Here is a 24470-nt window from a genome sequence, read left to right as displayed (position 1 = left end):
GCGGCTGTGACGTAGCCATTTGGGGATTGCACCGGGGCAGTGGCCCGACCCAGCACCAGATCAATCATGCGAACAAACGTCGCAGCGTCCACAGATGTCGCCGGTATTCCGGCGTGGCACAGTGTGGACTTCACCCGCTCTAGGTCAACTCCACGATGGAACCGCTCAGCAGCCTCTGAGCCCCTAGCGTCCACCACACCCCCGGCACCAGCAGGACCAACCTGCCCTGCCTCAGACCCCACAGAGCCCTGTACGCCCCGCTGAGAACCTAAAACAGTCACGGGTGAGGATTTACCCACGAAAGAGGCTTCAGGGCTTCCCTGGGCTACCTGAGGGCTTTTGAGGGAATTTTCATCCTTAGCCCCTTGGGTTGGTTTCGTCTGCGGATTTTTTGAATTTTCAATCTTCATCCATCCGTCAGTCAATCCATCAGAGTTTTCCACAGGCCCAGGTGACTTCCCAGACTGACTGACGGACTGATGGTTAATTAACTGATGGTTAATCTGCGCGCGCGCGTTCCTATTAACGTGCGTACCCTCAAAATTGCACGATTTGTCACCTTGTGTGTGCACAGATGTCACCTTGTGTACAGAAGGTGACAAATTGTCATCTTGTGCATTTGCCCCGGAATTTGAACTAAGTGCCAAATTGTCATCTTGTGCAGGTTCAAAGTTTTCCACAGGCTCAGTGATGCCGAATGCGCGCTTAGTTTTTTCTGTTTTCTGCTGTAGCTTTTTGTAGTCATGCCACGTCGGTTTAGAACCTTCAACCCAGGGGTGCAGGATCGTCAGATTCGTCTTCCGACCGCCGAACCCTTTCCATTCCCGGCGCTCTTTATGAAGTAGATCCATTTCTTCAAGCTGCTTGAGATGGCGAATAACAGTGCGAGCAGAGATGCCAGTCTCGTACGCCAAGAACTCCACACCTGCGCTGGTCGTGCCGTCATCATCTGCTTTATCAGCAAGTGTGACGAGTAAAAATTTCTGGCTTGGGGGCAAATCATGTGTGTATGCCCAGTTGACCATCCTGAAAGACATTGAATCTAAATCCCTCTACAACCCGTTATTTATGCCGCTGCTAGAGCTGTCCACGTGCCTGCATGAGTTAACTCATCCGGGGCAATCCTCAGACCCCAACCCAGAGAAACCAAAACATACCGGCAAATACGGGCGTCCAGAATTTCCTCAGGCATTCCCTCTGTGAAGGTAGGAAGACCATGCTCCTGCTCAAAATTCGCAAGAATTTGAAACAGCAGCGGGGATTTCTCTAGCTCTGCGCGAGCGTCGGCATACACTGATGCTTCTTGCTTCTTAGGGACGAAATGTCCGATCCCAACCTCAGCGGCAGGGCGCTGCATAACAGACAAGCTCATTTCCTTTTTCCCTCCTGCCTCTGAAAGAAAACCCAAACATCAAGCCCAAGATATTCAGCTGCTTTCTCCAGCTCAGAGATCCGTAGCTCGGGTCGCATCCGCATACGCCCACCCATAGATACAGGAGTAATGCCAAGGACTTTGGCCATCTCTGCTTGAGATACACCCACACGGGCCATCTCCGCCTTCAAGTTTGAAGTGACAGTCTCGATATAACTCATGCCTTTAGAATATCAGAAATATTTATATTTACCTCTCATTTCGCAAGAATTTCTTATAAAATATACGTGTAAAGTTAATTTTTACTACCTTCCTTGATATGCTAAGCCCATGAGTAATACTGCAACCTATACCGCAACAGAAGCCGTAGCCCGCGAGATTCGGGGGCTACTTGCGAAAGCTGGACTGACCCAAAAAGATGTTGCACGCATCCTTGCCATTACACAGGCAGGTGTCTCAGATCGACTCCGAGGAAAACAAAATTTCAGCTTGGATGAGCTACTTACACTTGCTGGAGCCCTTAATCTAACTATTGGAGATTTACTCGGAGACAGCATTGTCTCCGCACGTGTTCCTGCTCCTTCGTATATAGAAGAAGGCCAAGGACGGATTAAACGAAAAGTCGCCCCTATCGGCTTCATACCGAAAGGGGCGACATACCAGATGATCTCTGGTGAAGAGTGCGCCCTGTGGGGCTCGAACCCACGACCTGCGGATTAAAAGTCCGTAGCTCTACCAACTGAGCTAAAGGCGCTCCAGTACAACTATACACTACACATGGACGAACCCTAAACACGGCCTCGGGTGAGGTTTTCGGTCAGCGAAGACCCTGTTCGCACGGTGGCTGCGGCGTTAGACTGAGGAACCTATGGTTTCTTCAACGCCCCGCAGCTATCATCGGCCCGTATTGGCTTCTCACGAAATTTTTGAGCGGCAGGCCGGTGGTGAAAACCCTGCCGCCCAGCATGAGGCGGCGTACGCCTCGGCACGCGTCTTACTGGCTCGTGGGCGCGCTAACACAGACCCGCAGGTGGCCCAACGCCTCGTGGACTTCACCGACGAGTACGGGCTTGAAACGTTAGCGCTCATGTGGGCATCAGCCCCCGCCCAGTCCTTACCGGGGGCACTGTGGCGCATGTACTCGCTACGGGATGCGGTGCACCGTGACGCAACAGCAGTTAGCCGCGCCTTCGCTAAAGGGCTTGAAGACGACTACCGTTCACACGTGCTCGCGGGCGTACCCGACCCACCCAGCGCCTGGGAGGTAGTGGCCACAGCAGACAGTATCCTAGCGGGGGTGTACGAGGGTGAGGTTGATATAGCCCTGGAGCGTTTCGCCGCGTTCGCGCGGGTGGTGGCGCTCGGTTTACGGGCCGAGTACGCCGCAGGTGACATAGCCCGTGCCGCAGGAGTGCATGTACCGCTCGCCCCCAGCCATGAGGTGCGCCGCGAGGGCGTGAACCGCATGTTAAGCATCCCCGAACGGGTGCGCAGGCTGGGGCAAATCGCTGAAGATTTAGAAGCTGTGGCGCTGCTGTGGCGTCAACATGGGGGACTTGAAGGATTCTAATATTTTTCAGGTTGTGCGCGCTGATTTTTCGGTGCTGGCAGCATAAAAAGGTAAGACTTCCCGATGCGCCGCAAACCGGTGTTGGGCATTGACAGGCCCCCGCACGGGCGGGATAATGATTACAAGATGTCGGGTTGCTAATAGGTAGCCCCGGGCTCCAAATCATTTGCCGCTTCGAGCGGCCTTCCGCCGAGAGGCGCTCCCAACCCGACATCCCATACGTATCGAAGAGGTCAGCGGATTCGTTGGCCTCTTCTTTTGCACCCACACCCAGCCGCCGAAGTTCACAACAGAGATAGAATCGGTATATGCTTCAACGCCTCTTCCCGCAAGAAAACAGTTCGCTGCAGTCACTGGCGCAGATTTCGGCGCAGGTTGCGGGCGCGGCGGCGCTCCTTTCGGAAATGGTTGGCACCCCCACCAGCGACTACCCTGACCTATTCGAGCGGATGCTCGCCCACGAGGCCAGCTGCACCGAACTATTTTTTATGACCCTCACCTCTGTGCGCAGCTCGTTCGCCACCCCTTTACCGCGTGAAGACCTGTACACGCTCGCCCGTAAACTCACCAGTGCGGTGGAGGAGCTCACCAGTGCCGCGCACATCCTCTATCTACACCGTATTGACGGGTTCGCCACGCACAGCACCGCCATTCTCGACATTATTCAGCGGCAGGCGGTGCTCACCGAAGCGGTGATCCCTAAACTTATTGACGTCAGGGGGCTGGACACCTACTGGATGGACATGCTGCGCATATCCCGCCAAGCGGTGCGCACCGCCGAAGAGTACGACGCGCAGCTGGCCGCCCGCTACCCTATGGAACGGTACCGCCGCTACACCAAGTTCATTACGCGCCTCAGCGCCGCCGCGAACGCTATGCGTGACGTCTCAGCCGAAATTGGGCGCATTATTGTGCAGGAGTCCTAGCTCGTGCCTACCCTGCTGTATCTGCTGTGCGTGGCGGCGTTTTGTGCCGCGATTTTTGTCACCGGTGTGCATAATGCCTCGAATGCGATCGCGGTGCCGGTACGTACCCGTGCCATGACACCCGTGGCGGCGCTGGTGGTGAGTGCGCTCTTTAACGGCGCCGGGGTCATCCTCGCGTATATGCTGATAAAAGAATATGAGGCGTCGTGGCTTGTTGTCCCGGGAGGAACACCCACCCTCCTTGGTATCGTGTGCGCCCTAACCACCACAGCGGCGTGGGGCACTATCACTTGGGCGATGCGCATGCCCTCCTCCGCAACCCACGCGCTCATTGGCGCGCTCGCCGGGGTGGCCTGGTACGCCCACACCGACGGGTTTGAAAACTACGGGTTTGTGCACACCATCTTCACCACCGCCCTCGCCCCGCTACTGCTGCTGCCGCCGCTGACGTTCCTGCTCTCCTGGGTGCTCGTATTCCCGTTCTACCGGCTGGCATTACGCACCGCACCGCACCGGGTCAATAGTACCTCCCGCGAAGTTCTCGCCGTCTCAACTGCTGGCATCTCGCTATTACACGGGCTGCAGGTCGGCCAGCGCTACCTGCTGCTTCTGCTGCTTTCCGGGGTGCTCGCCCCGTTCACATCCGCAGTCAGTTTCGATAAAGCCCCGGCAACTCTCATGATCGTATGCGCCGCCTTGGTAGCCGCCATCCTCGCGGCGGGTACCCTGACCGGCGGGTGGCGCATCGGGTATACCTTCACCCACCGTATGGTGCGCCTTGACCCGCTCCGCGGGGCTATCGCCCAGGGAACAACCGCAGCGGTGCTCGCGGCAGGGCAGTTCGTGCTGCAGCTGCCGTTCTCTTCCTCGCATTTAGCGGTCGCCTCAGCGCTCGGGGCGGGGGTGAACCAGCGGCACGCATCTGTCAGCGCCCGCGTGGTGCGGCAAATCCTGCTCACCTGGGTGATTACTTTTCCCGCCTGTTTCCTGCTGGCGGTGGCTCTGATGAGCGTCACCGGATTATTCTTCGAGTGAAAACCAGCGGATTTGCCGCCCAACCGACAGCTTTAAAACTGTGCGTAGCAAAAAGCCCGTACAATAATTAGGTACGCCTCAACCATGCCGTGCGCATGTGCGCCTTACGGCCTCACTTTCCGGGAGAATGGGAGAATAATGACGCCCACTGTCGCCATTATTGTGCGCACCAAAAACCGACCACAATTTCTGACCCGCGCCCTAGCCAATATTGCGGAGCAAACCTACCAGGACTACGCCGTGTACGTGGTCAACGACGGTGGTGACAGGGCCGAGGCGGAACGCATTGTTACCGCAAGCCCGGTGGCCGATAAAACCACGCTACTGCACACCGACGGCATCGGCATGGAAGCCGCTTCCAACCTGGGGGTTCGTGAAAGCGAATCAACCTACGTGACCGTGCACGATGACGACGACTTGTGGGCCCCCAAATTTCTTAAACACACCGTCGCCGCCCTCGATTCGACCGGGGCGAATATGTGCACCGTGCGCATTGTTGAACGGTTCGAACGCGAAACCGACAACGGGTTCCAGGTGCTCAACGAACGTATCTTCCATGAGGGACTGCCCGTTGTTGGGCTGCAGTTTTTATACCGCACCAACCGCGCCGTACCCATCGGCGTGATCTACCGCCGCGACCTGCACACCAGGCTCGGCGGTTACCGGGACGATCTGGCCGTGGTAGGCGACTGGGAATTTAATATGCGCGCCGCCGCAGAAGGCGAAATCATCACGATTGACGAACCGCTGGCGTACTGGTGCCAGCGCCCCGAAGCCACTGGCGCCGCCGCCAATAGTGTGAGCCGTGAAGCTGAGCACCGCTACTACGATTCGAAGGTGCGCGCCGAAGAGATCCGTAAGGATATTGCCTCCGGCTCCTCGGCTGGCCCTTACCTGTACCAGGCGCACCTGGCGAACGAACTAGACGGGCGTATTCTTGAAAACCACAACCTGCTCCGGGACGTGCTGGCAACATTAGGTCGTATCGAGACAACCCAGCGGGAACAGGGCGAACAGCTGAAACGTATTGAGGCTGCCCAGCGGGAGCAGAACGAGCGGCTGCTGCGGGTCGAGCGGGCCTTATCGTGGCGGGAACGGGCCGAACGCATCACCAAATATTTTAAGCGCGGTTAAAAACACCAACAATAAGGTAAGTGCATAATGACTAAGGTTCTGGTGGCTGGCGATATTGGCCAGCCGGTCTACCATGTGGGCGACGAAGCAATGACGGTAGCGTCCGCCACATTTTTTGCCGGGCGCGGGGCACGCATCGTCCTGGCAACCCGCGATGAGGAGCATTCTCGTCAGCTCATTGGCGCTGGGGCGGCGGGTGAAGAGTACGAGTACCTGCCGTACCTGCTGTTTCCGTGGGCACCGGCGCAGCGGGAGCAGACCCTAGAGTTACTGGAAGAGTACCTGCGCAGCGGCGTAATGCCCACACTGCCCAAGTTCGCCCCGGATGCCACGAAAATACGGGCTTTCGTTGAGGGGGTCTGCGCGGTAGATGCTGTGGTTATCTCCGGCGGCGGCAACCTCAACTCGCGGTATGGGTGGCTGCTGTACGAGCGGGCGGCTATCGCCCTCGTCGCCGAATACCGCAAGATTCCGCTGTTTATTTCGGGCCAGTCGCTTGGGCCGGTACTTTCGAACACCGATGCCGAGGTGCTTGAACGTATGCTCCGCAGCGCGGTGGCGGTGGCGGTGCGTGAGCGCGGCTCATACGCCTGGTGCACCGAACGCGGCATTGAGGCCTTAGCTGGCGCCGACGACGCAACCAACTACGCCCCACACTCCCCCGAACTTACACTGGAATACCCCGAGTCAGTGGCTGTGCCTGAGCTGCCCCAACGGTACGTGTGCGTCACCATTGATGATGCTGACGACGAGCAGGCCCAGAACCTCGCGGAGCTACTGGAGTACACCTACCAGGAGCACGGCCTGAGCACCGTGTTCCTCAGCCACATGGGCAACCCCGCCCAGGCAGCCGTTGCGGGTGAGCGCGGGGACTATGAGGTGCATGCGCGCATCGCCGAACAGATGCACACCCCCGCGACCCTAGTACCAATCACGCACGCAGACGCCGCCGTGCGCATCCACCAGGGGGCTGCGCTAACGCTCACCAGCCGCTACCACCCGGCAGTTTTCGGCCTGGCAGTGGGGGTGCCCGTGGTGGCATTGGTACCGGATGCGTTCACCGAAATGCGGCTCACCGGTGTGATGAAACATTACGGTGTGGGTGAGTTCATCACCCCGCTGGAAATGCTCGGCACCGCCATCCCTTCCCTGCTGCTGGATGCGGCGGTGCAGCTGAATGACCCCGAGCTGGGGGCCACCTTCACCGAGCTGCAGGCACCGCGCCGGGCCGAGGTGCTGGGCGCTTTGGCCGAGTGGCGCCAGTACGTGTGGGAGCGTATTAGCGGCAACGACGAGGCACGCGAGCCGCAGAACCTGCCGAAGGTGCACCAAGTGGAGGCGCTGAACGAGCCGCTTCGCGGGGTGAACCGTGCGGCGCGGCGGCTGCTGAGGCGCGCCTCTTTAGAGGCCGGAAATGAGTGGGCCTTATCAGATCGTATGCACTCGTGGGAGGACGCCCGCCGCCACGAGATTGAGGGGAAAGACCGCGAGATAGCCGGGCTGCGTGAGCGCGCTGAGGCTGCCGAGCGTAAGCTGGCTGAGTATCAGGGTTCTCTGCTGAAGCGCATCCTGCGCCGGTAGGCTAAGCCCGGCCGAGGGTGGGTGCAGAATGCGACACCCACCCCCTTGTGGGCCTGTACAGCAGGCCGCACGCCGGTACACTAAACATATGGCTGGCATGTATACCTCAGCGAGAAAGCACACCCGCAGCTATTTGAGTGAGGGTGCCCGCCGTGTGCGCACGGGGTTTTTTCAGTCCCTGCAGATTACGATCTCGGGGATTGGCGCGTACTTTTTCTCGTTCTATGTGCTGGGGCATCAGGAACCCATTTTCGCTGCGACAGCCGCCATTGTGTCCCTGGGGTATGTGAGCGGGTCCACCCATTCCCGCCGTATTTTGGAGGTGTCGCTGGGGGTCACGTGCGGCATTCTGGTGGGCGAGCTGCTGCTGATGGCGTTGGGTCGCGGGCCGTGGCAGGCGGCGGTGGCGCTGTTCCTGTCGGTGCTTCTGGCCCGCTTTATTGATAACGGCATTATTTTTACGATTCAGATGAGCGCCCAGTCGTGCCTGGTGATTTTGCTGCCGCCAACCTCCGATCTGCCGTTTACCCGCAGCCTGGATGGCGTGGTGGGCGGCGTGGCGGCGTTTCTGATGATGTTCCTCATGCCTAAGGACCCCCGCAATGGCCCCCGGGAGCGTGCCGAAGCGCTCATGGGCGCGTTTTCTGACGTGTTTTTTCTGTCTGCAAGCGCGATCCGCGAGTATAACTACGAGAAGGCGTACCAGAGTTTACGGGACGCCCGCCAGCTGCAGCCGCTCTACGATGCGTGCCGCAACGACCTGGTGACGGCGCGCGGCATGGCTCAGCTCTCGTGGGTGGGTAAGAAGAGCCGGGCTGAACTTGACCGGCTGGCGCAGACCCTCAACGCCGTTGATTTAGCGATCCGTAACGACCGTGTGTTTAACCGGCGTATGGCCTCAACGATTGCGCACGTGCAGCTGCGCCCAGCCGCCTTGGAGTCGTTAGCGGCGGCCTTGGACTCGCTGGCGCTTGCCACGCAGAGCGTGGGGTTGGGCATGTATTCGGGTACCGAGCAGGAGCGGGCGCATTATATGCAGGTTGCGCGTGAACGTCTGGTGGATCTCGCTGGCACCTTGGAGCCGAGGCAGATGGGTGTGGCCTCATTTGAGGGTGAGTCGCTGGTGCTCATGCTGCGCTTGATGACGGTGGATATGCTTGAAGCCACCGGCCTGGGGCACGAGCAGGCATCCGCAGCACTGGTAAAGCTGGGTGAAGCCGTCACGGAGCACGCACCGCGCACCTCCGAAATTCCAATTGTGCAGGCTAATAACAACCAGGATGAGCAGGAAGATTTGCGGAGCCGCACGATCAACATTATCTTGCATGACCAGGAGCTTGAGAAGCACCCCGAGTAGCCTCACTGGAAGACAATCAGGCGGCGGCTGCGCACATCGTTAGGATGATGTGCGTCCCCGTGCCGCAGGAGGCAGCGGCTCATACCCAGAAATCAGATCCGCTACGGTCTGAGCTTCTTCCTGCGTGAATATGCACTCCAAAAGTTCTTGTACATCAGGGGCGGCTTCCATAACATCGGTTAAGCGCATCCCCAAAACCGTGTTAATGAGCATACCTTTCGCCAAAAACTTTTCGGCTTCTTTAGGGCTCATCCCTATCTCGTGGTGCAGTACTCGGTAAATACGCATAAATTCGTCGCGGGCGAGCCGACCAAACCGCTCATGATGCCCCATCGTGAAGACATGCATCATGGTCAGCAGAATTCCCCGGTCAGCTACAAGTTTTACGTAGGCATGCCCCATCTCTCTTATGAGTTCCTGGGGGCTTTCCACACCTTGAGCAGCTGTACGAAATATTTCAATGGTTTTATCAACAGCACGGCTGGCTGTTTCTGCGAAAAGGTTTTCTTTAGAGCCGAAGGTGCGCACAATATACGCCTGGCTCACTCCAGCTGCTTTGGCAACGGCATCTGTGGTAGCTCCGGTGTAGCCGCGCTCACCAAAAACAATACTGGCGGCGTTTAGCATCTGTTCACGGCGCTCGGCGGCGGGGAGACGTTGCCCAGGTGCAGGTTTTTTCTCGGCCATATTGACATGTTATCACCCGACAACCTAGCTTTAAGTAATCAATTGATTACTTAAAGCTAGACGAAACGGACCTTCCCATGAAACAGACCCAACAGGCAGAAAAACCCCGTACTCACCCCGCCTGGCTCATCAGCATCTCGCTGTCTATTCCCATGTTTATGGCTTCCCTCGATAACCTCGTCGTCACCAATGCCCTCCCGGTTATTCGAACAAATCTAGGTGCCACGCTGGAAGAACTCACGTGGACGGTAAACGCCTACACCCTGACCTTTGCATCCTGCATTCTCATGTCCTCGGCATTGGCCGACCGGTTTGGACGCCGTCGTGTCTTCCTACTGGGGATCTTTGTATTTACTGCTTCCTCTGCGTGGTGCGGTATCAGCGATAATATTGGCACCCTCATCACGGCCCGTACTCTTCAAGGAATCGGCGGCTCTGCCGTTATGCCACTTTCCCTTGCATTGCTGAGTACATCCGTACCCGAGCGGATGCGTGCTACTGCTATTGGAATTTGGGGAGGAGTCGCTGGACTTGGTGTAGCGCTCGGTCCCCTTATCGGTGGTGCTGTGGTTGAGGGCATGACTTGGCACGCAATTTTCTGGATTAACGTACCATTCGGGCTGCTCTGCATTCCCCTGGTATGGTTCACAATCCCAGAGTCCCGAGGCCGCCCCGAACCGCTTGATTTCCCTGGGCTGGCCCTCGTGGGGATAGGACTGTTCGGCATAACTTACGGCATCGTGCGCGGCAATGATGCCGGATGGACTAGCCTGGAAGTCCTCACCGCTCTGATTGGTGGAGTATTCGTCCTAGTCTCTTTCATCTGGTGGGAATCACGCGCCGCCGCGCCTCTGCTTCCGCTGCGTCTTTTTAGTAACCGCAGTTTTAGTATGGCGAATATTGTAGGGTTCCTCTTTTTCTTCGGCACCTTTGGGGTTACTTTTATCTTGCTTCAGTTCTTGCAGGTGGTCCAAGGGGCAAGCCCGCTCGAAGCCGGGCTGATGACCATGCCATGGACTCTCGCGCCCCTGATTGTTTCACCGCTTGCAGGACTGCTGACATCCAGGGTCGGTACCCGCCCAGTGATTGTGGTTGGCATGGCACTCATGAGTATTGGGCTGCTCTGGATCGGTGCAATCCTTGATCCCGGTGTTGAATATATCTACTCTGTACCTCTCTATATGGCCGCCGGGGTGGGTATGGGCATGGTTTTTGCCCCTATCGCCACGGCAACCCTGCAAGGCATGGTGCCTGAAGACAGGGCAACCGCCTCGGGGACTAATATGACCATACGGCAGGTAGGAATCGCGCTGGGGGTCGCCACTCTCACCGCAATTTTTACGGCCCTTGACGGCACCCTTACGCCCACAGGGTTTACGGATGCGGCTTCTCCAGCCATTTTGACCGGTGCGGCAGCACTGGTACTGGGCACTTTCGCTGCCTTCTTCTTCCCCAAACATGAGCATGCGCGGGAGAAAACGCAAAGCTAACCACCTAGCCTGCGCGAGCGGATAATATTTTGGCGAGCAGACAGCAATTCGTTATCTGCTCGCCAAAATACTCTGCTCACGGTTCGCATCACGATGTGCGGCAGTTATTTATCCTGCGGGAAGAGCAGGTTCAGCGCCTCGCCCAAGGTGGCGACCTCGCGCACGGTCACCCCATCGGGCACCTGCCCCACGCCCGTTGGGGATGCGGGCACCAGCACATGCGTGAACCCCAGCCTGCCAACCTCGGCAATACGCTGGCGAATACCCGGCACGGCACGCACCTCCCCCGCCAGGCCGACCTCGCCAAACACCGCGAGTTTACGCGGCAGAGGCTTATTCTGCGCAGCCGATGCCAGCGCCATCACACACGCCAGATCGGCGGCGGGCTCAGAGATTTTGGCGCCTCCCACTGTGGAAACATAGCAGTCGAGTTTGCCCACGTTCAGCCCGGCACGGCGCTGCAAAACCGCCAAAAGCATCTGGATGCGTGCCGAATCCAGCCCCGCCACCGTGCGCCTGGGCGCGGGTGCCACCGCTTGATCCAAGAGCGCCTGGACTTCGGCAAGGAGCGGGCGGCGCCCCTCCATCGTCACGGTCACGCAGGTTCCCGCCACCGGATGCGGCGTGCGCGAAACGAACATGCCGGACGGGTCGAGCACGGGCGCAATCCCGTCCTCGTGCATATCGAAACAACCGACCTCATCGGTGGGCCCATACCGGTTTTTAATAGCGCGCAGCATACGAATATTGGAGTGTTTATCGCCCTCGAACTGGCACACCACATCGACCAGGTGTTCCAGCAGTCGCGGCCCGGCGATCGTGCCTTCCTTGGTCACATGCCCCACCAGCAGGGTACACATATTGCGTGCTTTCGCGGTGGCGATCAGCGATGCGGCAACCTCCCTCACCTGCGTAACACCCCCGGCGCTGCCCTCAACATCTGCGGACGCAAGGGTCTGCACCGAGTCGATCACCAGCATCGCCGGGTCTACCTGCTCAATATGCGCCAGCGCGGTCCCCAGGTCGGTTTCGCTCGTCAAGTACAGGGTATCGGCAACGGCGTGGATGCGGTCCGCACGCAGCTTAACCTGCGCGGCGGATTCCTCACCGGTCACATACAGCACGTCGCGGGTTTTCGCGCGGGCACGCTCAGCGGCGGGGGTTCGCGGGGTGTATCCGCGCGCGAAGATGGCGGCAACATCCAGCAGCAGGGTAGATTTGCCCACGCCGGGTTCGCCAGCCATCAGAATCACGGCACCGGGCACCAGTCCCCCGCCGAGCACCCGGTCAAATTCGGGATTGCCGGTGCTCATATAGGCGGCGACGGTCGAGTCTACTTCGCCGATCACCTGCGCCGGTTTCTGCACGCTGGATGCGGTACGGGTGCGCGCCACGGTACCCCCGGCGGCTTCCTCGACAGAACCCCAGGTTTGGCATTCCCCGCATCGGCCCACCCATTTGGCGGTGGTCCAGCCGCATTCAGTACAGCGGTAGGCGGGGGTTCCTTTAGTGGTTTTTGTGCGTGCAGCCATAGTTTTTATTGTACGGGCGGCCCTGACGGTTTAAGACCTGCAGCTGCCCATAAGGCACCATACCGATGATGCACCCCGGTCAGGGCGTGCGCTGGCGGTAAACCACCACTTAAAACAGAACGAATACTCTTTATTTATGCATTTTTCCGTGTAACTACGCGCCCCCTGCGCTCAACCCTCAAAGGCGAAATAACACTATAAACAGGCTACAATGGAGCACGTGCAAACAGACTATAGCGAACTCCTTCTCAAAACGATCGCTCGCATCGCCCCCGGCACCGAACTGCGGGAGGGGCTGGAGCGCATCCTGCGCGGACGTACCGGCGCACTCATTGTGCTCGGTTCAGACCGCACCGTTGCCGCGCTCTCTTCCGGCGGGTTCGATATTGATACGGAATTCTCGGCCACCCGTTTGCGCGAACTCGCCAAAATGGATGGCGCTATTATCTGCGATAGGGATGCCACCCGGCTCCTCAAAGCCGCTGTGCAGCTCATGCCTGATCCGTTCATTGAGACGAATGAATCCGGTACCCGCCACCGCACCGCCGAACGTATCGCTATCCAGACTGGTTTTCCGGTGATTTCGGTCAGTGCCTCTATGTCTGTGATTTCGGTGTATGTGGATGGTACCCGCTACACGGTGCAGGACACCCAGTACCTCATGAGCCGCGCTAACCAGGCCATCCAGACTCTTGAAAGCTACAAGAAACGCCTGCGTAAAGTGCTGGGGACGCTCTCGACTCTAGAAATTGAGTCGCACGTGACCCTGGGGGATGTGGCCGCCACCCTTCAGCGCATGGAGATGGTGCGTCGTATTATTTCCGAGGTTAGCCACTATGTGCTTGAGCTGGGTGTGCATGGCCGCCTGGTGGCGCTTCAGCTTGAGGAACTGCGCAGCCCCGACATGCCCGGCAGCGAGATTATTCTCTTCGACTACCTGCCGAACCCCAACCCGAGGAATATTGGGGATGCTGTTGAGGCTCTGGAGAACCTGGACGATATGAACATTGTCGATTTGAAGGTTATTGCGCAGGTGGTCGGCTTTGAGGGGTATGATTTAGACACTCCGCTTCAGCCGCGCGGATACCGTCTGCTGGATGGTATTCAAAGCATCCCACATATTATCTCTTCGCGCCTAGTCGAACGTTTCGGCACTTTACAGGCGCTTATGGCAGCCACCCTTGAGGATTTGCGGGCCGTGGAGGGGGTCGGCGGCAACCGCGCCCGCACCCTGCGTGAGTCGCTCTCCCGCATGGCTGAGAGCACCCTCGAAAAGTACCTGTAAACCACACACTAGCCCGTGCAGAGCATTTCTGAAGGCGGCTTCACGTACGGGAAACTACCGGCCTCCCTCCCCCCCCGGCCGGGAGGGAGCGTGCTTAGAGGCCCCCTCCCTCAGGACAGCACCGCGGATGCCGCGATAGTTACTATCAGGCGAGGGTAAAGCTTACCGCCTGTGAGGCAACACCGTTCACGCTTGCAACCACCGAATAAGTGCCTTTCTCGGCGTCCTTCGTTTTTTCGCACCCTGACGCATTGGATTTGCGGTCCCAGGCTATCTCACCGGTGGCTTCTTTCCCCGGCTCAAGCTCAGCTTTTTTCAACGGCGCAGGGGCGCACTTGTTCTTTGAGTAGGTTTGTGCCGCACCGGAGGTAATGTTCAGCTCTATGCCGTTTTCTGCTTTATCTCCGCCGATGGCGCAGGGGGTTTTAGAGGTGTTGGTGTAGGTGACGGTAAAAGAAGGTGCCTCCCCCGCAGCATACTGCTTTTTGGAGGGGGCCACGGTCACTTTAAGGTTCTGTGCAGAGCAGGCAGCTACAGCAGCCGAGGAGGTGGATGCGCTCGGGTCAGGGCTTTTACTGGGATCGGCTGCTTGTGAGGGGTTGGCGCTTGCCGAGCCGGTGGGTGAGGCGGTCACATCCGCTCGGGCGCTGAAGTTTTGGAATGCCTCTGCTGTTGCTGTAGCACTGGGGACTGCTTCATTCGTATTACGGTTTTGAATGGTATTAACAGCCCAGGTAATACCTACTATAAGAAGTATCAAAATAATAATTGCCGCAACTGCCGCAATAATGCGTCGACGGCGATATACTTCAGGGGGCAAATCCATATCTTCTGACATACATATAAGAATACAGCGTTTTATTCCTTAACGGGAATTATGCATATATATTATTTTTGGAATATATTGCGGGTGTTTTACCCTAGTTCAATGACCTCTTCACCACGCACTTCCCGCCCAAAGACTGTTTCTGAAGTACCCCATGTATCTTTTACACAGACAGAGCAGCTGCACCAGCTGGTGGGTGACTGGTTTATCGCCAATGCTCGCGATCTGCCGTGGCGCCGCGCAGATTGCTCCGCGTGGGGCGTGATGGTAAGTGAGTTTATGCTTCAGCAGACTCCGGTTAAACGTGTTCTTCCAGTGTGGGAAGAATGGATGCGCCGCTGGCCGACCCCCAAAGATTTAGCAGCTGAAGAGTCCGCTGAGGCGGTGCGTGCTTGGGGCAGGTTGGGGTATCCGCGTCGGGCGCAGCGCCTTCATAGCGCAGCGCAGGCTATTGTGTTAGAGCATCATGGTGATGTTCCCAGCACTTATGAGCAGCTGCTGGCCTTACCGGGGGTTGGCTCTTACACTGCAGCAGCGATTACTTCCTTCGCATTTGGGCGGCGTGCAACTGTAATAGATACAAATATTCGCAGGGTACACGCGCGTGCCATCAGCGGCAAAGGGTTGCCACACAAGTCGCTTAATGCGGCTGAAACTCGCCTCGCCGAGACGCTGATGCCCACCGATGAGCAGGCTAGCTGCCTATGGAATGCCGCCACGATGGAGCTTGGGGCACTGGTGTGCACCGCAAAATCTCCAACCTGCAATATATGCCCAATTAGGCATTTATGTGCCTGGGTTGCCGCTGGCAAACCAGAGGCTGAGTACACCCCTCAGGGTCAAAGCTGGCATGGCACAGACCGGCAGTTACGCGGGGCAATGATGGCGGTTCTTCGGGAAGCCCACCACCCCATCCCTAAGGAACTTATTACCAACTTCTCCCCCGATATTGTGGCACCCAAAAACTTGTCAGCAGTGGTGAAGTCGCTGCGTACGCTAGGCTCTTCTCAAGAGCAGATCCAACGCTGCTATGAGGGACTACTTGCTGACGGTCTGGCGAGTGAAAAAGATGATTTAGTTTCACTATAGCGCATAAGTATTTAGACATATTTTATGCTTTTATAACAATTTAGTATATAAATTTTTTAGATACTTTATTCAGAAACTTATTGTTTTCGCTTCCAACTTTTGAAAGAATAGAAAATACGTATTTGAAATACCAACTATTCACTCAAGAGGGATACTCATGAAAATAGCAGTTGCAGGGGCAACCGGAACCATTGGCACGAAAATTTGCACCGAACTTGAGAAGCGAGGGCACCAGGTGGTGCCGTTGAGCCGCTCCACCGGGGTAGATGCCTCAGTGCTTGAGAGCCTCACCCCAGCTCTCGCCGGGGTGGATGTGGTCATTGATGCCTTGAACCACACGGTCATGAATCGTCGCAAGGCCGAGGAACTCTTTAAGCTCACCGCCAGCAATATTGCGCAGGCAGCGGCAGAGAACCAGGTGAAGCGCATTGTGTGCATTTCGATTGCCGGTGTGCAGGATGCGGCAGTATGCCGCGGATACGGCTACTACAGCGGCAAGGCCGTGCAGGAAAACACTTATAAGGCCTCACCGGTGGAAACTGTGATTATTCACTCCGCGCAATGGTTTGAGATTCTGCCCACCCTCGTAAAGCAGGTCACTTTTGGGCCCGTATCGGTGCTGCCCACTATGAAAATGTCGCCATTACCGGCTGCGCCGGTGGCTCAGCTAGCCTGCGATATTGCTGAGGGGCAGATGAATATCCCCGATTCAGGCGTTATTTCAATTCGCGGCGCCGAAGAAGGGACGGCAGCCGAGTTTGTGAAGCGTATCCTCGCGGCGCGCGGTGAAATCGGCGGCAAACACCCCAAGCTGGTGTGGCAGCTGCCATACCTTGGTTCGGCTATCGCTAAAGGCGGGTTAATCCCTGACCCAGCAGACCGTACCGACCCCACCACACTCAATGACTGGCTAACCACTGAATAAGCCCCATCTATCACCCGGCTTTCCCTCCCTCCCGGCCCTCAATCAGCCGGGAGGGAAGGTATCACTATTAGCGCGTCACTATAGCGCTTCGTGTTTAAGGACGGTTTTACCAACAGTGCTTCCGGCCCGCAGCCTCGCCAGAACACTAGGGGCCTGGGTAATAGGCACGACGTCCGTCACCTGCACCTTCACTTCCCCATCGGCGACCAGCTGCAGCGCACGCCGGAGGTATGTTCCCACAAGCTCAGGCTGTGCCGCCGTTAAAGCCCCTAGGTTGAATCCCATGACGCTTTTACCGCCAAGCCACAGGTCATTGCTGCTTATGAGCTGATCCCCCGCCTGAGCAGCGTCGCCTACTACAAGCAGGCGACCACCTACACGGAGCAGATCCACGCACCGAGCGCGTGTTGGGCCGCCCACCGGGTCGACAATAATATCGAATTGGTCGGGCTCTTGCTCTGCTAGATCATCGCGTAAGATTACTTCGTCATACCCCAGTTCTAATGCCGCGTGCCGCTTCTGTTCAGAACCAACAACGCCCACCACGCGGGAAGCACCCAGATACCGTGCCACCTGCCCAAGCTGAGACCCAAGGCCACCTGCGGCGGCCTGAACCAGCACGCTCTGCCCCGACTGCACCTGAGCCAGCCGTTCCAGGGCTATGAGCGCAGCCGTAGTGTTTGCGGGTACAGCGGCTGCGGTGGCAGCATCTAGCCCCTCTGGTATTGGGGCGACCAGGTGGGCGTTAGTGACCGCGATCTGCCCGTACCCTCCGCTGTCAGTGACCGTAAAGGCGGCAACAGGAGTGCCAATCTCAAGGCCGTCGTGCTCCGTGACCCCTTCGCCATAGGCTCGAACCGTGCCGGATGCCTCAAGCCCCGGCACCCAGGGCACAGGGATAGTCGGTACGAATCCGCCTGCAAACAGTGCTTCCACGTAGCTAGCGCCTGCGTAGTGAACGTTAATAGCGATCTGTCCGGCAGCCGGGGTTGGGTCGGATGTTTCACCGTATTCTAAGGTGCCAAGGGGCCCGTCGTAGCTGGTAATCTGGACAGCCTTCATCATCATACTCCTTAATTATAGTCGCACACTGAACTATAACAGACATCTGCTATTAAGGGTAGTGTTATTCCCGGGCCTCAGACAGCGGATTATTTGCGGGCGCCTATAAACACCCGCACGTCAACGGGGCAGAACCTACCCCTCAAGAACCTCAACGAGTCGGCCCAGCAAATCGCGTAATTGCTCCTGCTCCTGCGGGGTGAATTCACTGCTCATAAGATCCTCAACAGCACGCGCCTTTTTGTCAGCCTTCAGCCCCAGCTCCTCCCCCGCCGGGGTTAGGGTCACCACATTCACGCGACTATGGATTTCTGAAGGCACGCGGGTAATCAGTTTTTTTGCCTCCAGACGCGCAAGAACAGTAGCCATTGTCTGCGGGGTCACCGCCGCAGCGCGTGCCAGCTGCGCCGCTGACTGTCCGGGAGCATAGTAGAGCGAAAGCATGGCAGCATACTGTGCGACACTCAGATCGTACTCCCGCAAAGCTTTAGATTTTGCCACCATCATCGCCTGCTCGGCACGTTTAATGGAAAACCCCAGCCGCGCCTGAACCTCGGCACGGTAGGCGTCCTGCCCCCGTTCCGGTCGTGAACGAGACAATGAAGACTGAGTTTTTTTCGATGATGCGGGCATGTACTAAGCATACTATCCCTCCGCCGCATCCCGCCCGACACCAGCGCACCCCTTCCAGGCAAACATGCAGGGCACAGGCATAAAGAAACACCCCCAGCTCCTCCCATACGGGAGACTGGGGGTGCTCTGCGCTCATTTGAGCCTGATCACTAACCGAGGCTGAAAGCTACTCGGCAGCGTTATTGGTGATCTGCTCGGCTTCTTCAACCGCTTCTTCCTCAGCGACCGACTGCGAATCCAGATCCTTCAGGTACTCGCTGGATAATTCCTTCATCGGCTGGGAGGAGAAGGTGAACTTCGCGTCATCCCCTTCACCCTCAGCGTCCACGGTAATCTTTTCACCGGGCTTAATTTCGCTGAAGAGGATCTTCTCTGACAGGGCGTCCTCAATATTGCGCTGCATCTCGCGGCGCAGCGGACGGGCGCCCATCGCCGGGTCGTAGCCCTTCGAAGCCATGAGAACCTTCGCCGCATTCGTCAGCTCGATCGACATATCCTGATCCGCCAGACGCTTTGCCAAACGACCAACAAACAGGTCCACAATCTGCAGAATCTCGGTCTCGGAGAGCTGCGGGAACACAATAATATCGTCCACACGGTTCAGGAACTCGGGGCGGAAGTGCTCCTTGAGGTTCTCCATGACGCGGGCCTGCATACGCTCGTAGTCAGCGGCGTTATCGTCCATTGCCTGGAAGCCCACAGGAACGCGGCGGTTCACATCGCGTGAACCAAGGTTCGTGGTCATAATAATCACGGTGTTCTTAAAGTCCACCACACGACCCTGCGAATCGGTCAGGCGGCCATCTTCAAGAATCTGCAGCAGCGAGTTGAATAGGTCGGCGTGCGCCTTCTCAACCTCGTCGAACAGCACCACCGAGAACGGCTTACGGCGTACCTTCTCGGTCAGCTGACCGCCTTCTTCATAGCCCACGTACCCGGGAGGGGCACCGAACAGGCGTGAAACGGTGTGCTTCTCTTGGTACTCCGACATATCCAGAGTAATCAGTGCATCCTGATCGCCGAAGAGGAACTCTGCCAAAGCCTTCGCAAGCTCGGTCTTACCGACGCCGGTCGGACCAGCGAAAATGAACGAGCCGCCCGGACGGTTCGGATCTTTCAGCCCGGCACGGGTACGGCGAATCGAGCGGGCCAACGCCTTAATGGCGTGCTCCTGCCCGATCACACGCTTGTGCAGCTCGTCCTCCATCTTGAGCAGACGCGAGGACTCTTCTTCGGTAATCTTGTACACCGGAACGCCGGTTGAAGACGCCAGAACCTCTGAAATAACCTCGGGGGTCACCTCACCGAAGGCGTCACCGTTTTCACGCCATGCCTTCTCTTTCTGGTCTTTCTCCTGAAGAACCTTCTGTTCCTCATCCCGCAGACCGGCAGCTTTCTCGTAGTCCTGCTCCCGAATAGCGTCTTCTTTCGCGCGCTTGAGCTTACCTGCCTTCTCTTCCAGCACCTTAATCTCGGGCGGGGCGGTCATCCGCTTAATACGCAGGCGTGCGCCCGCCTCGTCAATCAGGTCAACAGCCTTATCGGGCAGGAAACGATCAGAGATATAGCGCGCCGCCAGGTTTACGGCAGTTTCAATTGCTTCATCCGAGATAGTCACGCGGTGGTGAGCCTCGTACTTATCGCGCACACCCTTAAGAATCTGCACAGCGAGCTCCTGTGAAGGCTCGTCCACCTGAATCGGCTGGAAGCGGCGCTCCAAGGCGGCGTCCTTCTCAATGTGCTTGCGGTACTCATCCAAGGTGGTGGCACCGATGGTCTGCAGCTCACCGCGAGCCAGCATCGGCTTCAGAATGGAGGCCGCATCGATAGCGCCCTCTGCGGCACCGGCCCCGACAAGGGTGTGAATCTCGTCGATAAACAAGATAATGTCGCCGCGAGTGCGAATCTCCTTGAGTACTTTCTTAAGGCGTTCCTCAAAGTCACCGCGGTACCGGGAGCCCGCGACCAGGGAACCCAAATCCAGGGTGTACAGGTGCTTATCTTTAAGAGTTTCGGGTACGTCACCATGCACAATAGCCTGGGCTAGACCCTCAACAACAGCGGTTTTACCAACACCGGGTTCACCGATAAGCACGGGGTTGTTCTTAGTGCGGCGTGAGAGCACCTGCATCACGCGCTCCATCTCGTGGTGACGGCCAATCACCGGGTCAAGCTGACCCTCGCGTGCAGCGGCGGTGAGGTTACGCCCGAACTGGTCGAGAATCGTCGAGCCCGCCGGGGTGCCCTCGCGGGAGTTGCCCGCGCCAACACCGGCAGTTTCTTTCGAGTCACCATTACCGGGGTACCCAGAGATAAGGTCCATTACGGCTTGGCGCACGGCGGCCGGTTCCACACCAAGTTTAGCCAGCACCTGGTTTGCCACACCCTCGTTCGCGCGCACCATACCCAGCAGGATATGTTCGGTGCCGATGTAACCGTGGTTAAGTTGAATAGCCTCGCGCATCGAAAGCTCCAGCACTTTCTTCGCGCGCGGGGTAAAGGGAATATGCCCGCTGGGCGCGTTTGCCCCCGGGCCAATAATGTCTTGCACCTGTTCACGTACGCTGTTGAGCGTAATACCCAGCGACTCCAAGGCTCGGGCCGCAATGCCCTCCCCCTCGTGAACTAGGCCGAGCAGTAGGTGCTCAGTACCGATGTAATTGTGGTTGAGCATGCGTGCTTCCTCTTGGGCAAGCACCACTACGCGCCGAGCTCGGTCGGTAAAGCGTTCAAACATTGCGTACTCCTAGGATTTTCTACTTGATACAAGACTACGCGGTATTACCCCTCGCGTGGGGACTGTTCGCCATCGAAAGAACTAGCGAGATGAAGGTCGCACCGGCCCGCAGCCGGGGTCACGCGCGCATCATCTGCCGCAGCGAGCTCGGCGGCACGAGGATTCTGAGGGATTATGAAAACCTAATGCTTACCTTTCGGTAACCCTTATGTATATACGAGACTTAAATAAAGTTTAACTTTCGTTTAATCCCGGCAATAAACCTCAAGGGCTTGATTTATTTTATAGAAACTGCAACTATTTACCAGGAAAATATAGAATGAATTCTCTCTAAGTGGTAACCATATGCATGTTTTCGGCACACCGAAATTATTCCTTACGCCACCCAATAGCCCGCCCTGTACTATCCATTTCAAAGGGCAGGAAATAAAACACTTCAAACAATTTTCCAAAAATGCAACTATCAAAATATGCATGAAATATACCAAATAGAGATGGAGTATCGCGGATATTTTCTCGACATCTCCACAACAACCGATTATGATCGTGAGATTAACCTACACAACTAACATGTGCCGTACATTCCACAGTTGATGTGGACAGACCATTATATGCACCCTGGAGACCACCTCGTCACACCAAATTTACGGAGGTTCACCACCACACTTTAGAGCCTCACCCTATCGCTCCGCCCGCCACAATACACAAATCAACCTGGCAAGATTCACTTTGACAGAAAAATGACATAAATAAAAGACGGGAAGGCTCAAAAGCCTTCCCGTCTTTTATTTAAGAAACGTAGCTTATGCCTGTTCCTTTTTCAGTGCTGCGTAGTACGCATCCTGAATCTCCTGGTGAATGCGGCCGCGATCGGAAACCTCATGACCGTTTTCCTTAGCCCACTTACGGATAGCAGCGGTCTCGGGGTTGCGCTTCACAGCAGTTGCTGCGCCACGCGAGCCACGACCTGCACGGCCGGACCCCGAAGTACTCTGTACGCGGCGAGCCTTCGACGCGAACGGGCGGATAGCATCACGCAAGCGAGCGGCATTAGCATTCGACAAATCAATCTCATACTGGCCACCATCAAGGCCAAATCGTACGGTCTCGTCTGCGGGGCCGCCGTCGAGATCGTCTTCAAGAATGATGCGCACTTTCTGTGCCATGTAGTTATCTCCTTAGTAGTTATGTGAACGCGCTAGAGAAAACTCAAATATAAAGAATTCTATATGAAACATTTTCTATCGCACATACATAGTAACAGACTTTAACGCTAAAGATAAAGGTTCCGAAATATGTTTTAATACTTTCGCGGGAAATATTTTATACAACTACGGTTTATCATCAGTAAATGGGTTAACAGACCCCCGTGAACTTTTTACCCGTTCATACCAAAGCTGGGCATCTTTTTCAGCCTCACGCTGCGCTGCACGCTCCGAACGGTCCGCACGATTAATCCACCGCAATATAAAATACAGGGCAATCCCGGCGAAAATCGGGGGAACCAACGCAATCAAAATATCCATATTTCCTCTCCCTTCATCTGGCTTTCTAGAGTCCAGAATACCCGCACACACAAGAAAAAGCCGCCCGCACGTCTTCAAAATTTCGTGCGGGCGGTTTAAGAACGCTCATTCCAGGATTAATGCCGCCCTGAATGTGAGCTCAATTAAATATTAAACCTAAAGTTATAATTTAAGCTTCGGGCTTCATGAGCGGGAACAGAATAGTTTCACGAATACCCGGCTGACGCACCACGGTTCCAGGGCGTTCAGGGTCCTGTTCACCCGCCAAAAGCATAATCAGACGGTCAACACCCAGCCCGAGACCGCCCATCGGCGGTGCACCGTGCTCTAGGGCGCGTAAGAAGTCCTCATCAAGTTCCATCGCCTCGTCATCGCCCGCAGCGGCCTTATGGGACTGCTCGGTCAAACGCTCGCGCTGAATCACCGGGTCGATCAGCTCAGAGAACGCGGTACCGCGCTCCATACCGCCAATAATCAGATCCCACGCCTCAATCGTGCGGGAACCATCGCGGTTTGGCCGAGCCAAAGGCTGGGCGCTGGGCGGGTAGTTATACACGAAGGTCGGGTTCAGCAGGGTTGGCTCCACGATTTCGCCGAAAAGCTCAATCACAAGCTTCTCTGCGTCCCAGGCGGGATTCACCTCAACATCATGCTTGGCGGCGATCTCGCGCAGCGTCTCAGCAGGAGTATCCGGGGTGATCTCAACGCCCACGGCCTCAGACAGTCCGGGGTAGACACTCAGCCACGCCCACTCGCCGCCCAGGTCGATCGTGCCGTCCTCGGTCTCAATCGCGGTAACCCCAAGCTCCTGTGCGCACGCAACGATAATCTCCTGCATACGCTCGGCCATCACGTACTGATCGGCGTAGGCTTCGTAGCATTCCAGGGTTGTAAATTCGGGGCTGTGCGTTGAATCCACGCCCTCGTTGCGGAATACGCGACCAATTTCGTAGACGCGCTCAATGCCGCCCACCACGGCACGCTTGAGCGGCAGCTCGGTGGCGATGCGCATCGTCATAGGCTGGTCGAAGGCATTCAGGTGGGTGCGGAACGGACGAGCCGTCGCGCCGCCGTGCACCAGCTGCAGCACCGGGGTTTCCAGCTCAATATAGCCGTGATCTTCCAGTACGCGGCGCACGGTGCGGGTAATCAGGGCGCGCTTTTTCACCAGCTCACGTGCCTCGGGACGAACCATCAGGTCCAGGTAGCGGCGGCGCACCCGAGTTTCCTCGTTCAAATCCTTGTGCAGCACGGGCATGGGGCGAATCGACTTCGCGGCCATCCTCCACTCACGCACCATAATCGACAGTTCGCCGCGGCGAGAGACCACCACACGACCGGTCACATACACATGATCGCCCAAATCCACCAGGGATTTCCAGTCGGCAAGCGACTGCTCACCAACCTCATTGAACGAAAGCATCGCCTGAATGCGGTCACCATTCGTACCCGCCTGCAGGGACGCGAAGCAGAGCTTACCGGTATTGCGTACGAACACCACACGGCCCGCAACGTTCACCACGTGGTCGGTCTCGTCCCCTGCAGTGAGCTCGCCAGCTTCTAATTTCGGGTCGTACTCGGCGCGCACATCCGCAATATGGTCCGGTGCGATACGCCCGCCCTGAGCATCCAACAGGCCCACAGGGTACGCCTGGCGCCCGGATTCGAGCAGCTTAGCGCGCTTCTCAAGGCGAATCTGCATC

Annotated in this window: 22 protein-coding genes and 1 tRNA gene; 11 read left to right on the top strand and 12 right to left on the bottom strand. The window is 57.1% G+C overall.

What is annotated here, in order from left to right:
* On the bottom strand, positions 1 to 1037 hold a 1037-nt coding region (locus D8M41_RS10260), incomplete at its 3' end, for a helix-turn-helix domain-containing protein (RefSeq protein ID WP_148110209.1).
* 29 nt (positions 1038 to 1066) lie between these two features.
* The gene (locus D8M41_RS10255) at positions 1067 to 1372 is read right to left on the bottom strand and encodes a hypothetical protein (RefSeq protein WP_126926955.1); all 306 of its coding nucleotides are present in this window, start codon (positions 1370 to 1372) and stop codon (positions 1067 to 1069) included.
* Between the two features lie 330 nt (positions 1373 to 1702).
* Here D8M41_RS10255 and D8M41_RS12170 point away from each other — a divergent pair, with 330 nt between their 5' ends.
* Positions 1703 to 2092: a helix-turn-helix domain-containing protein gene (locus D8M41_RS12170; RefSeq protein WP_126926966.1), complete on the top strand. Its 390-nt coding sequence runs from the start codon at positions 1703 to 1705 to the stop codon at positions 2090 to 2092.
* Here the strand turns inward: D8M41_RS12170 and D8M41_RS10245 are convergent.
* Positions 2054 to 2126: transfer RNA gene (locus D8M41_RS10245), tRNA-Lys, on the bottom strand. The genes D8M41_RS12170 and D8M41_RS10245 overlap by 39 nt on opposite strands.
* Positions 2127 to 2240: 114 nt before the next feature.
* Here D8M41_RS10245 and D8M41_RS10240 point away from each other — a divergent pair.
* The 6 genes from D8M41_RS10240 (at position 2241) to D8M41_RS10215 (ending at position 8975) form a co-directional block, all read left to right on the top strand.
* Entirely contained in the window at positions 2241 to 2942 is a 702-nt protein-coding gene (locus tag D8M41_RS10240) for a hypothetical protein (protein ID WP_006888397.1), read from the top strand.
* A gap of 308 nt (positions 2943 to 3250) precedes the next feature.
* Entirely contained in the window at positions 3251 to 3868 is a 618-nt protein-coding gene (locus tag D8M41_RS10235) for a DUF47 domain-containing protein (protein WP_006888432.1), read from the top strand.
* A 3-nt stretch (positions 3869 to 3871) separates the two neighbouring features.
* The gene (locus tag D8M41_RS10230; RefSeq protein WP_126926954.1) at positions 3872 to 4903 is read left to right on the top strand and encodes an inorganic phosphate transporter; all 1032 of its coding nucleotides are present in this window, start codon (positions 3872 to 3874) and stop codon (positions 4901 to 4903) included.
* A gap of 138 nt (positions 4904 to 5041) precedes the next feature.
* Complete coding sequence (locus tag D8M41_RS10225) at positions 5042 to 6037, top strand: glycosyltransferase family 2 protein (protein WP_037233038.1); 996 nt, start codon at positions 5042 to 5044, stop codon at positions 6035 to 6037.
* Between the two features lie 27 nt (positions 6038 to 6064).
* The gene (locus D8M41_RS10220) at positions 6065 to 7618 is read left to right on the top strand and encodes a polysaccharide pyruvyl transferase family protein (protein WP_126926953.1); all 1554 of its coding nucleotides are present in this window, start codon (positions 6065 to 6067) and stop codon (positions 7616 to 7618) included.
* A 28-nt stretch (positions 7619 to 7646) separates the two neighbouring features.
* Positions 7647 to 8975, top strand: a complete 1329-nt coding sequence (locus D8M41_RS10215) for an FUSC family protein (protein ID WP_238693519.1) — start codon at positions 7647 to 7649, stop codon at positions 8973 to 8975.
* Positions 8976 to 9014: 39 nt separating this feature from the next.
* Here the strand turns inward: D8M41_RS10215 and D8M41_RS10210 are convergent, their stop codons facing one another.
* The gene (locus D8M41_RS10210; RefSeq protein ID WP_126926952.1) at positions 9015 to 9662 is read right to left on the bottom strand and encodes a TetR/AcrR family transcriptional regulator; all 648 of its coding nucleotides are present in this window, start codon (positions 9660 to 9662) and stop codon (positions 9015 to 9017) included.
* 77 nt (positions 9663 to 9739) lie between these two features.
* On the opposite strand from D8M41_RS10210, the gene D8M41_RS10205 reads away from it, so the two are divergent.
* The gene (locus tag D8M41_RS10205; RefSeq protein ID WP_126926951.1) at positions 9740 to 11152 is read left to right on the top strand and encodes a DHA2 family efflux MFS transporter permease subunit; all 1413 of its coding nucleotides are present in this window, start codon (positions 9740 to 9742) and stop codon (positions 11150 to 11152) included.
* 104 nt (positions 11153 to 11256) lie between these two features.
* Here D8M41_RS10205 and radA read toward each other — a convergent pair whose 3' ends face one another.
* Positions 11257 to 12684, bottom strand: a complete 1428-nt coding sequence (radA, locus tag D8M41_RS10200; protein WP_126926950.1) for a DNA repair protein RadA — start codon at positions 12682 to 12684, stop codon at positions 11257 to 11259.
* 211 nt (positions 12685 to 12895) lie between these two features.
* Between radA and disA the strand changes: the two genes are divergently transcribed.
* The gene (gene disA / locus D8M41_RS10195) at positions 12896 to 13969 is read left to right on the top strand and encodes a DNA integrity scanning diadenylate cyclase DisA (protein WP_006888339.1); all 1074 of its coding nucleotides are present in this window, start codon (positions 12896 to 12898) and stop codon (positions 13967 to 13969) included.
* Between the two features lie 145 nt (positions 13970 to 14114).
* Here the strand turns inward: disA and D8M41_RS10190 are convergent, their stop codons facing one another.
* Entirely contained in the window at positions 14115 to 14795 is a 681-nt protein-coding gene (locus tag D8M41_RS10190) for a hypothetical protein (RefSeq protein ID WP_238693518.1), read from the bottom strand.
* Positions 14796 to 14897: 102 nt separating this feature from the next.
* Here D8M41_RS10190 and D8M41_RS10185 point away from each other — a divergent pair, with 102 nt between their 5' ends.
* A complete protein-coding gene (locus D8M41_RS10185; protein WP_174232429.1) occupies positions 14898 to 15884 on the top strand; it encodes an A/G-specific adenine glycosylase in 987 nt (328 codons plus the stop codon).
* Between the two features lie 157 nt (positions 15885 to 16041).
* Positions 16042 to 16809, top strand: a complete 768-nt coding sequence (locus D8M41_RS10180) for an SDR family oxidoreductase (protein WP_006888636.1) — start codon at positions 16042 to 16044, stop codon at positions 16807 to 16809.
* A 78-nt stretch (positions 16810 to 16887) separates the two neighbouring features.
* Here the strand turns inward: D8M41_RS10180 and D8M41_RS10175 are convergent, their stop codons facing one another.
* From D8M41_RS10175 to lysS, 6 genes are all read right to left on the bottom strand, one after another.
* Positions 16888 to 17874 (bottom strand): quinone oxidoreductase family protein, encoded by a 987-nt coding sequence (locus D8M41_RS10175; protein ID WP_202975999.1) that lies wholly within the window; start codon positions 17872 to 17874, stop codon positions 16888 to 16890.
* Positions 17875 to 18006: 132 nt separating this feature from the next.
* Positions 18007 to 18471, bottom strand: a complete 465-nt coding sequence (locus D8M41_RS10170) for a MarR family winged helix-turn-helix transcriptional regulator (RefSeq protein WP_238693517.1) — start codon at positions 18469 to 18471, stop codon at positions 18007 to 18009.
* 199 nt (positions 18472 to 18670) lie between these two features.
* Positions 18671 to 21241: an ATP-dependent Clp protease ATP-binding subunit gene (locus tag D8M41_RS10165; RefSeq protein ID WP_126926947.1), complete on the bottom strand. Its 2571-nt coding sequence runs from the start codon at positions 21239 to 21241 to the stop codon at positions 18671 to 18673.
* A gap of 803 nt (positions 21242 to 22044) precedes the next feature.
* The gene (locus D8M41_RS10160) at positions 22045 to 22407 is read right to left on the bottom strand and encodes a histone-like nucleoid-structuring protein Lsr2 (protein ID WP_126854296.1); all 363 of its coding nucleotides are present in this window, start codon (positions 22405 to 22407) and stop codon (positions 22045 to 22047) included.
* Between the two features lie 165 nt (positions 22408 to 22572).
* Entirely contained in the window at positions 22573 to 22767 is a 195-nt protein-coding gene (locus D8M41_RS10155; protein WP_006888603.1) for a hypothetical protein, read from the bottom strand.
* Between the two features lie 169 nt (positions 22768 to 22936).
* Positions 22937 to 24469 (bottom strand): lysine--tRNA ligase, encoded by a 1533-nt coding sequence (lysS, locus tag D8M41_RS10150; protein ID WP_238693521.1) that lies wholly within the window; start codon positions 24467 to 24469, stop codon positions 22937 to 22939.
* Position 24470 lies beyond the last annotated feature (1 nt).

Source organism: Rothia sp. HSID18069 (assembly GCF_003989155.1).
Classification (GTDB): Bacteria; Actinomycetota; Actinomycetes; order Actinomycetales; family Micrococcaceae; genus Rothia; species Rothia aeria.
Note: the sequence above shows the minus strand (reverse complement) of the source record. Positions and strands in the feature narration are given on the sequence as shown.

Excerpts from the sequence above, each read along its gene's own strand:
- D8M41_RS10255 (WP_126926955.1), bottom strand. The coding sequence starts at position 1,372 with ATGAGCTTGTCTGTTATGCAGCGCCCTGCCGCTGAGGTTGGGATCGGA.
- D8M41_RS12170 (WP_126926966.1), top strand. The coding sequence starts at position 1,703 with ATGAGTAATACTGCAACCTATACCGCAACAGAAGCCGTAGCCCGCGAG.
- D8M41_RS10240 (WP_006888397.1), top strand. The coding sequence starts at position 2,241 with ATGGTTTCTTCAACGCCCCGCAGCTATCATCGGCCCGTATTGGCTTCT.
- D8M41_RS10235 (WP_006888432.1), top strand. The coding sequence starts at position 3,251 with ATGCTTCAACGCCTCTTCCCGCAAGAAAACAGTTCGCTGCAGTCACTG.
- D8M41_RS10225 (WP_037233038.1), top strand. The coding sequence starts at position 5,042 with ATGACGCCCACTGTCGCCATTATTGTGCGCACCAAAAACCGACCACAA.
- D8M41_RS10220 (WP_126926953.1), top strand. The coding sequence starts at position 6,065 with ATGACTAAGGTTCTGGTGGCTGGCGATATTGGCCAGCCGGTCTACCAT.
- D8M41_RS10215 (WP_238693519.1), top strand. The coding sequence starts at position 7,647 with ATGCGACACCCACCCCCTTGTGGGCCTGTACAGCAGGCCGCACGCCGG.
- D8M41_RS10210 (WP_126926952.1), bottom strand. The coding sequence starts at position 9,662 with ATGGCCGAGAAAAAACCTGCACCTGGGCAACGTCTCCCCGCCGCCGAG.
- D8M41_RS10205 (WP_126926951.1), top strand. The coding sequence starts at position 9,740 with ATGAAACAGACCCAACAGGCAGAAAAACCCCGTACTCACCCCGCCTGG.
- radA (WP_126926950.1), bottom strand. The coding sequence starts at position 12,684 with ATGGCTGCACGCACAAAAACCACTAAAGGAACCCCCGCCTACCGCTGT.
- disA (WP_006888339.1), top strand. The coding sequence starts at position 12,896 with ATGGAGCACGTGCAAACAGACTATAGCGAACTCCTTCTCAAAACGATC.
- D8M41_RS10190 (WP_238693518.1), bottom strand. The coding sequence starts at position 14,795 with ATGGATTTGCCCCCTGAAGTATATCGCCGTCGACGCATTATTGCGGCA.
- D8M41_RS10185 (WP_174232429.1), top strand. The coding sequence starts at position 14,898 with ATGACCTCTTCACCACGCACTTCCCGCCCAAAGACTGTTTCTGAAGTA.
- D8M41_RS10180 (WP_006888636.1), top strand. The coding sequence starts at position 16,042 with ATGAAAATAGCAGTTGCAGGGGCAACCGGAACCATTGGCACGAAAATT.
- D8M41_RS10175 (WP_202975999.1), bottom strand. The coding sequence starts at position 17,874 with ATGATGAAGGCTGTCCAGATTACCAGCTACGACGGGCCCCTTGGCACC.
- D8M41_RS10165 (WP_126926947.1), bottom strand. The coding sequence starts at position 21,241 with ATGTTTGAACGCTTTACCGACCGAGCTCGGCGCGTAGTGGTGCTTGCC.
- D8M41_RS10160 (WP_126854296.1), bottom strand. The coding sequence starts at position 22,407 with ATGGCACAGAAAGTGCGCATCATTCTTGAAGACGATCTCGACGGCGGC.
- D8M41_RS10155 (WP_006888603.1), bottom strand. The coding sequence starts at position 22,767 with ATGGATATTTTGATTGCGTTGGTTCCCCCGATTTTCGCCGGGATTGCC.
- lysS (WP_238693521.1), bottom strand. The coding sequence starts at position 24,469 with ATGCAGATTCGCCTTGAGAAGCGCGCTAAGCTGCTCGAATCCGGGCGC.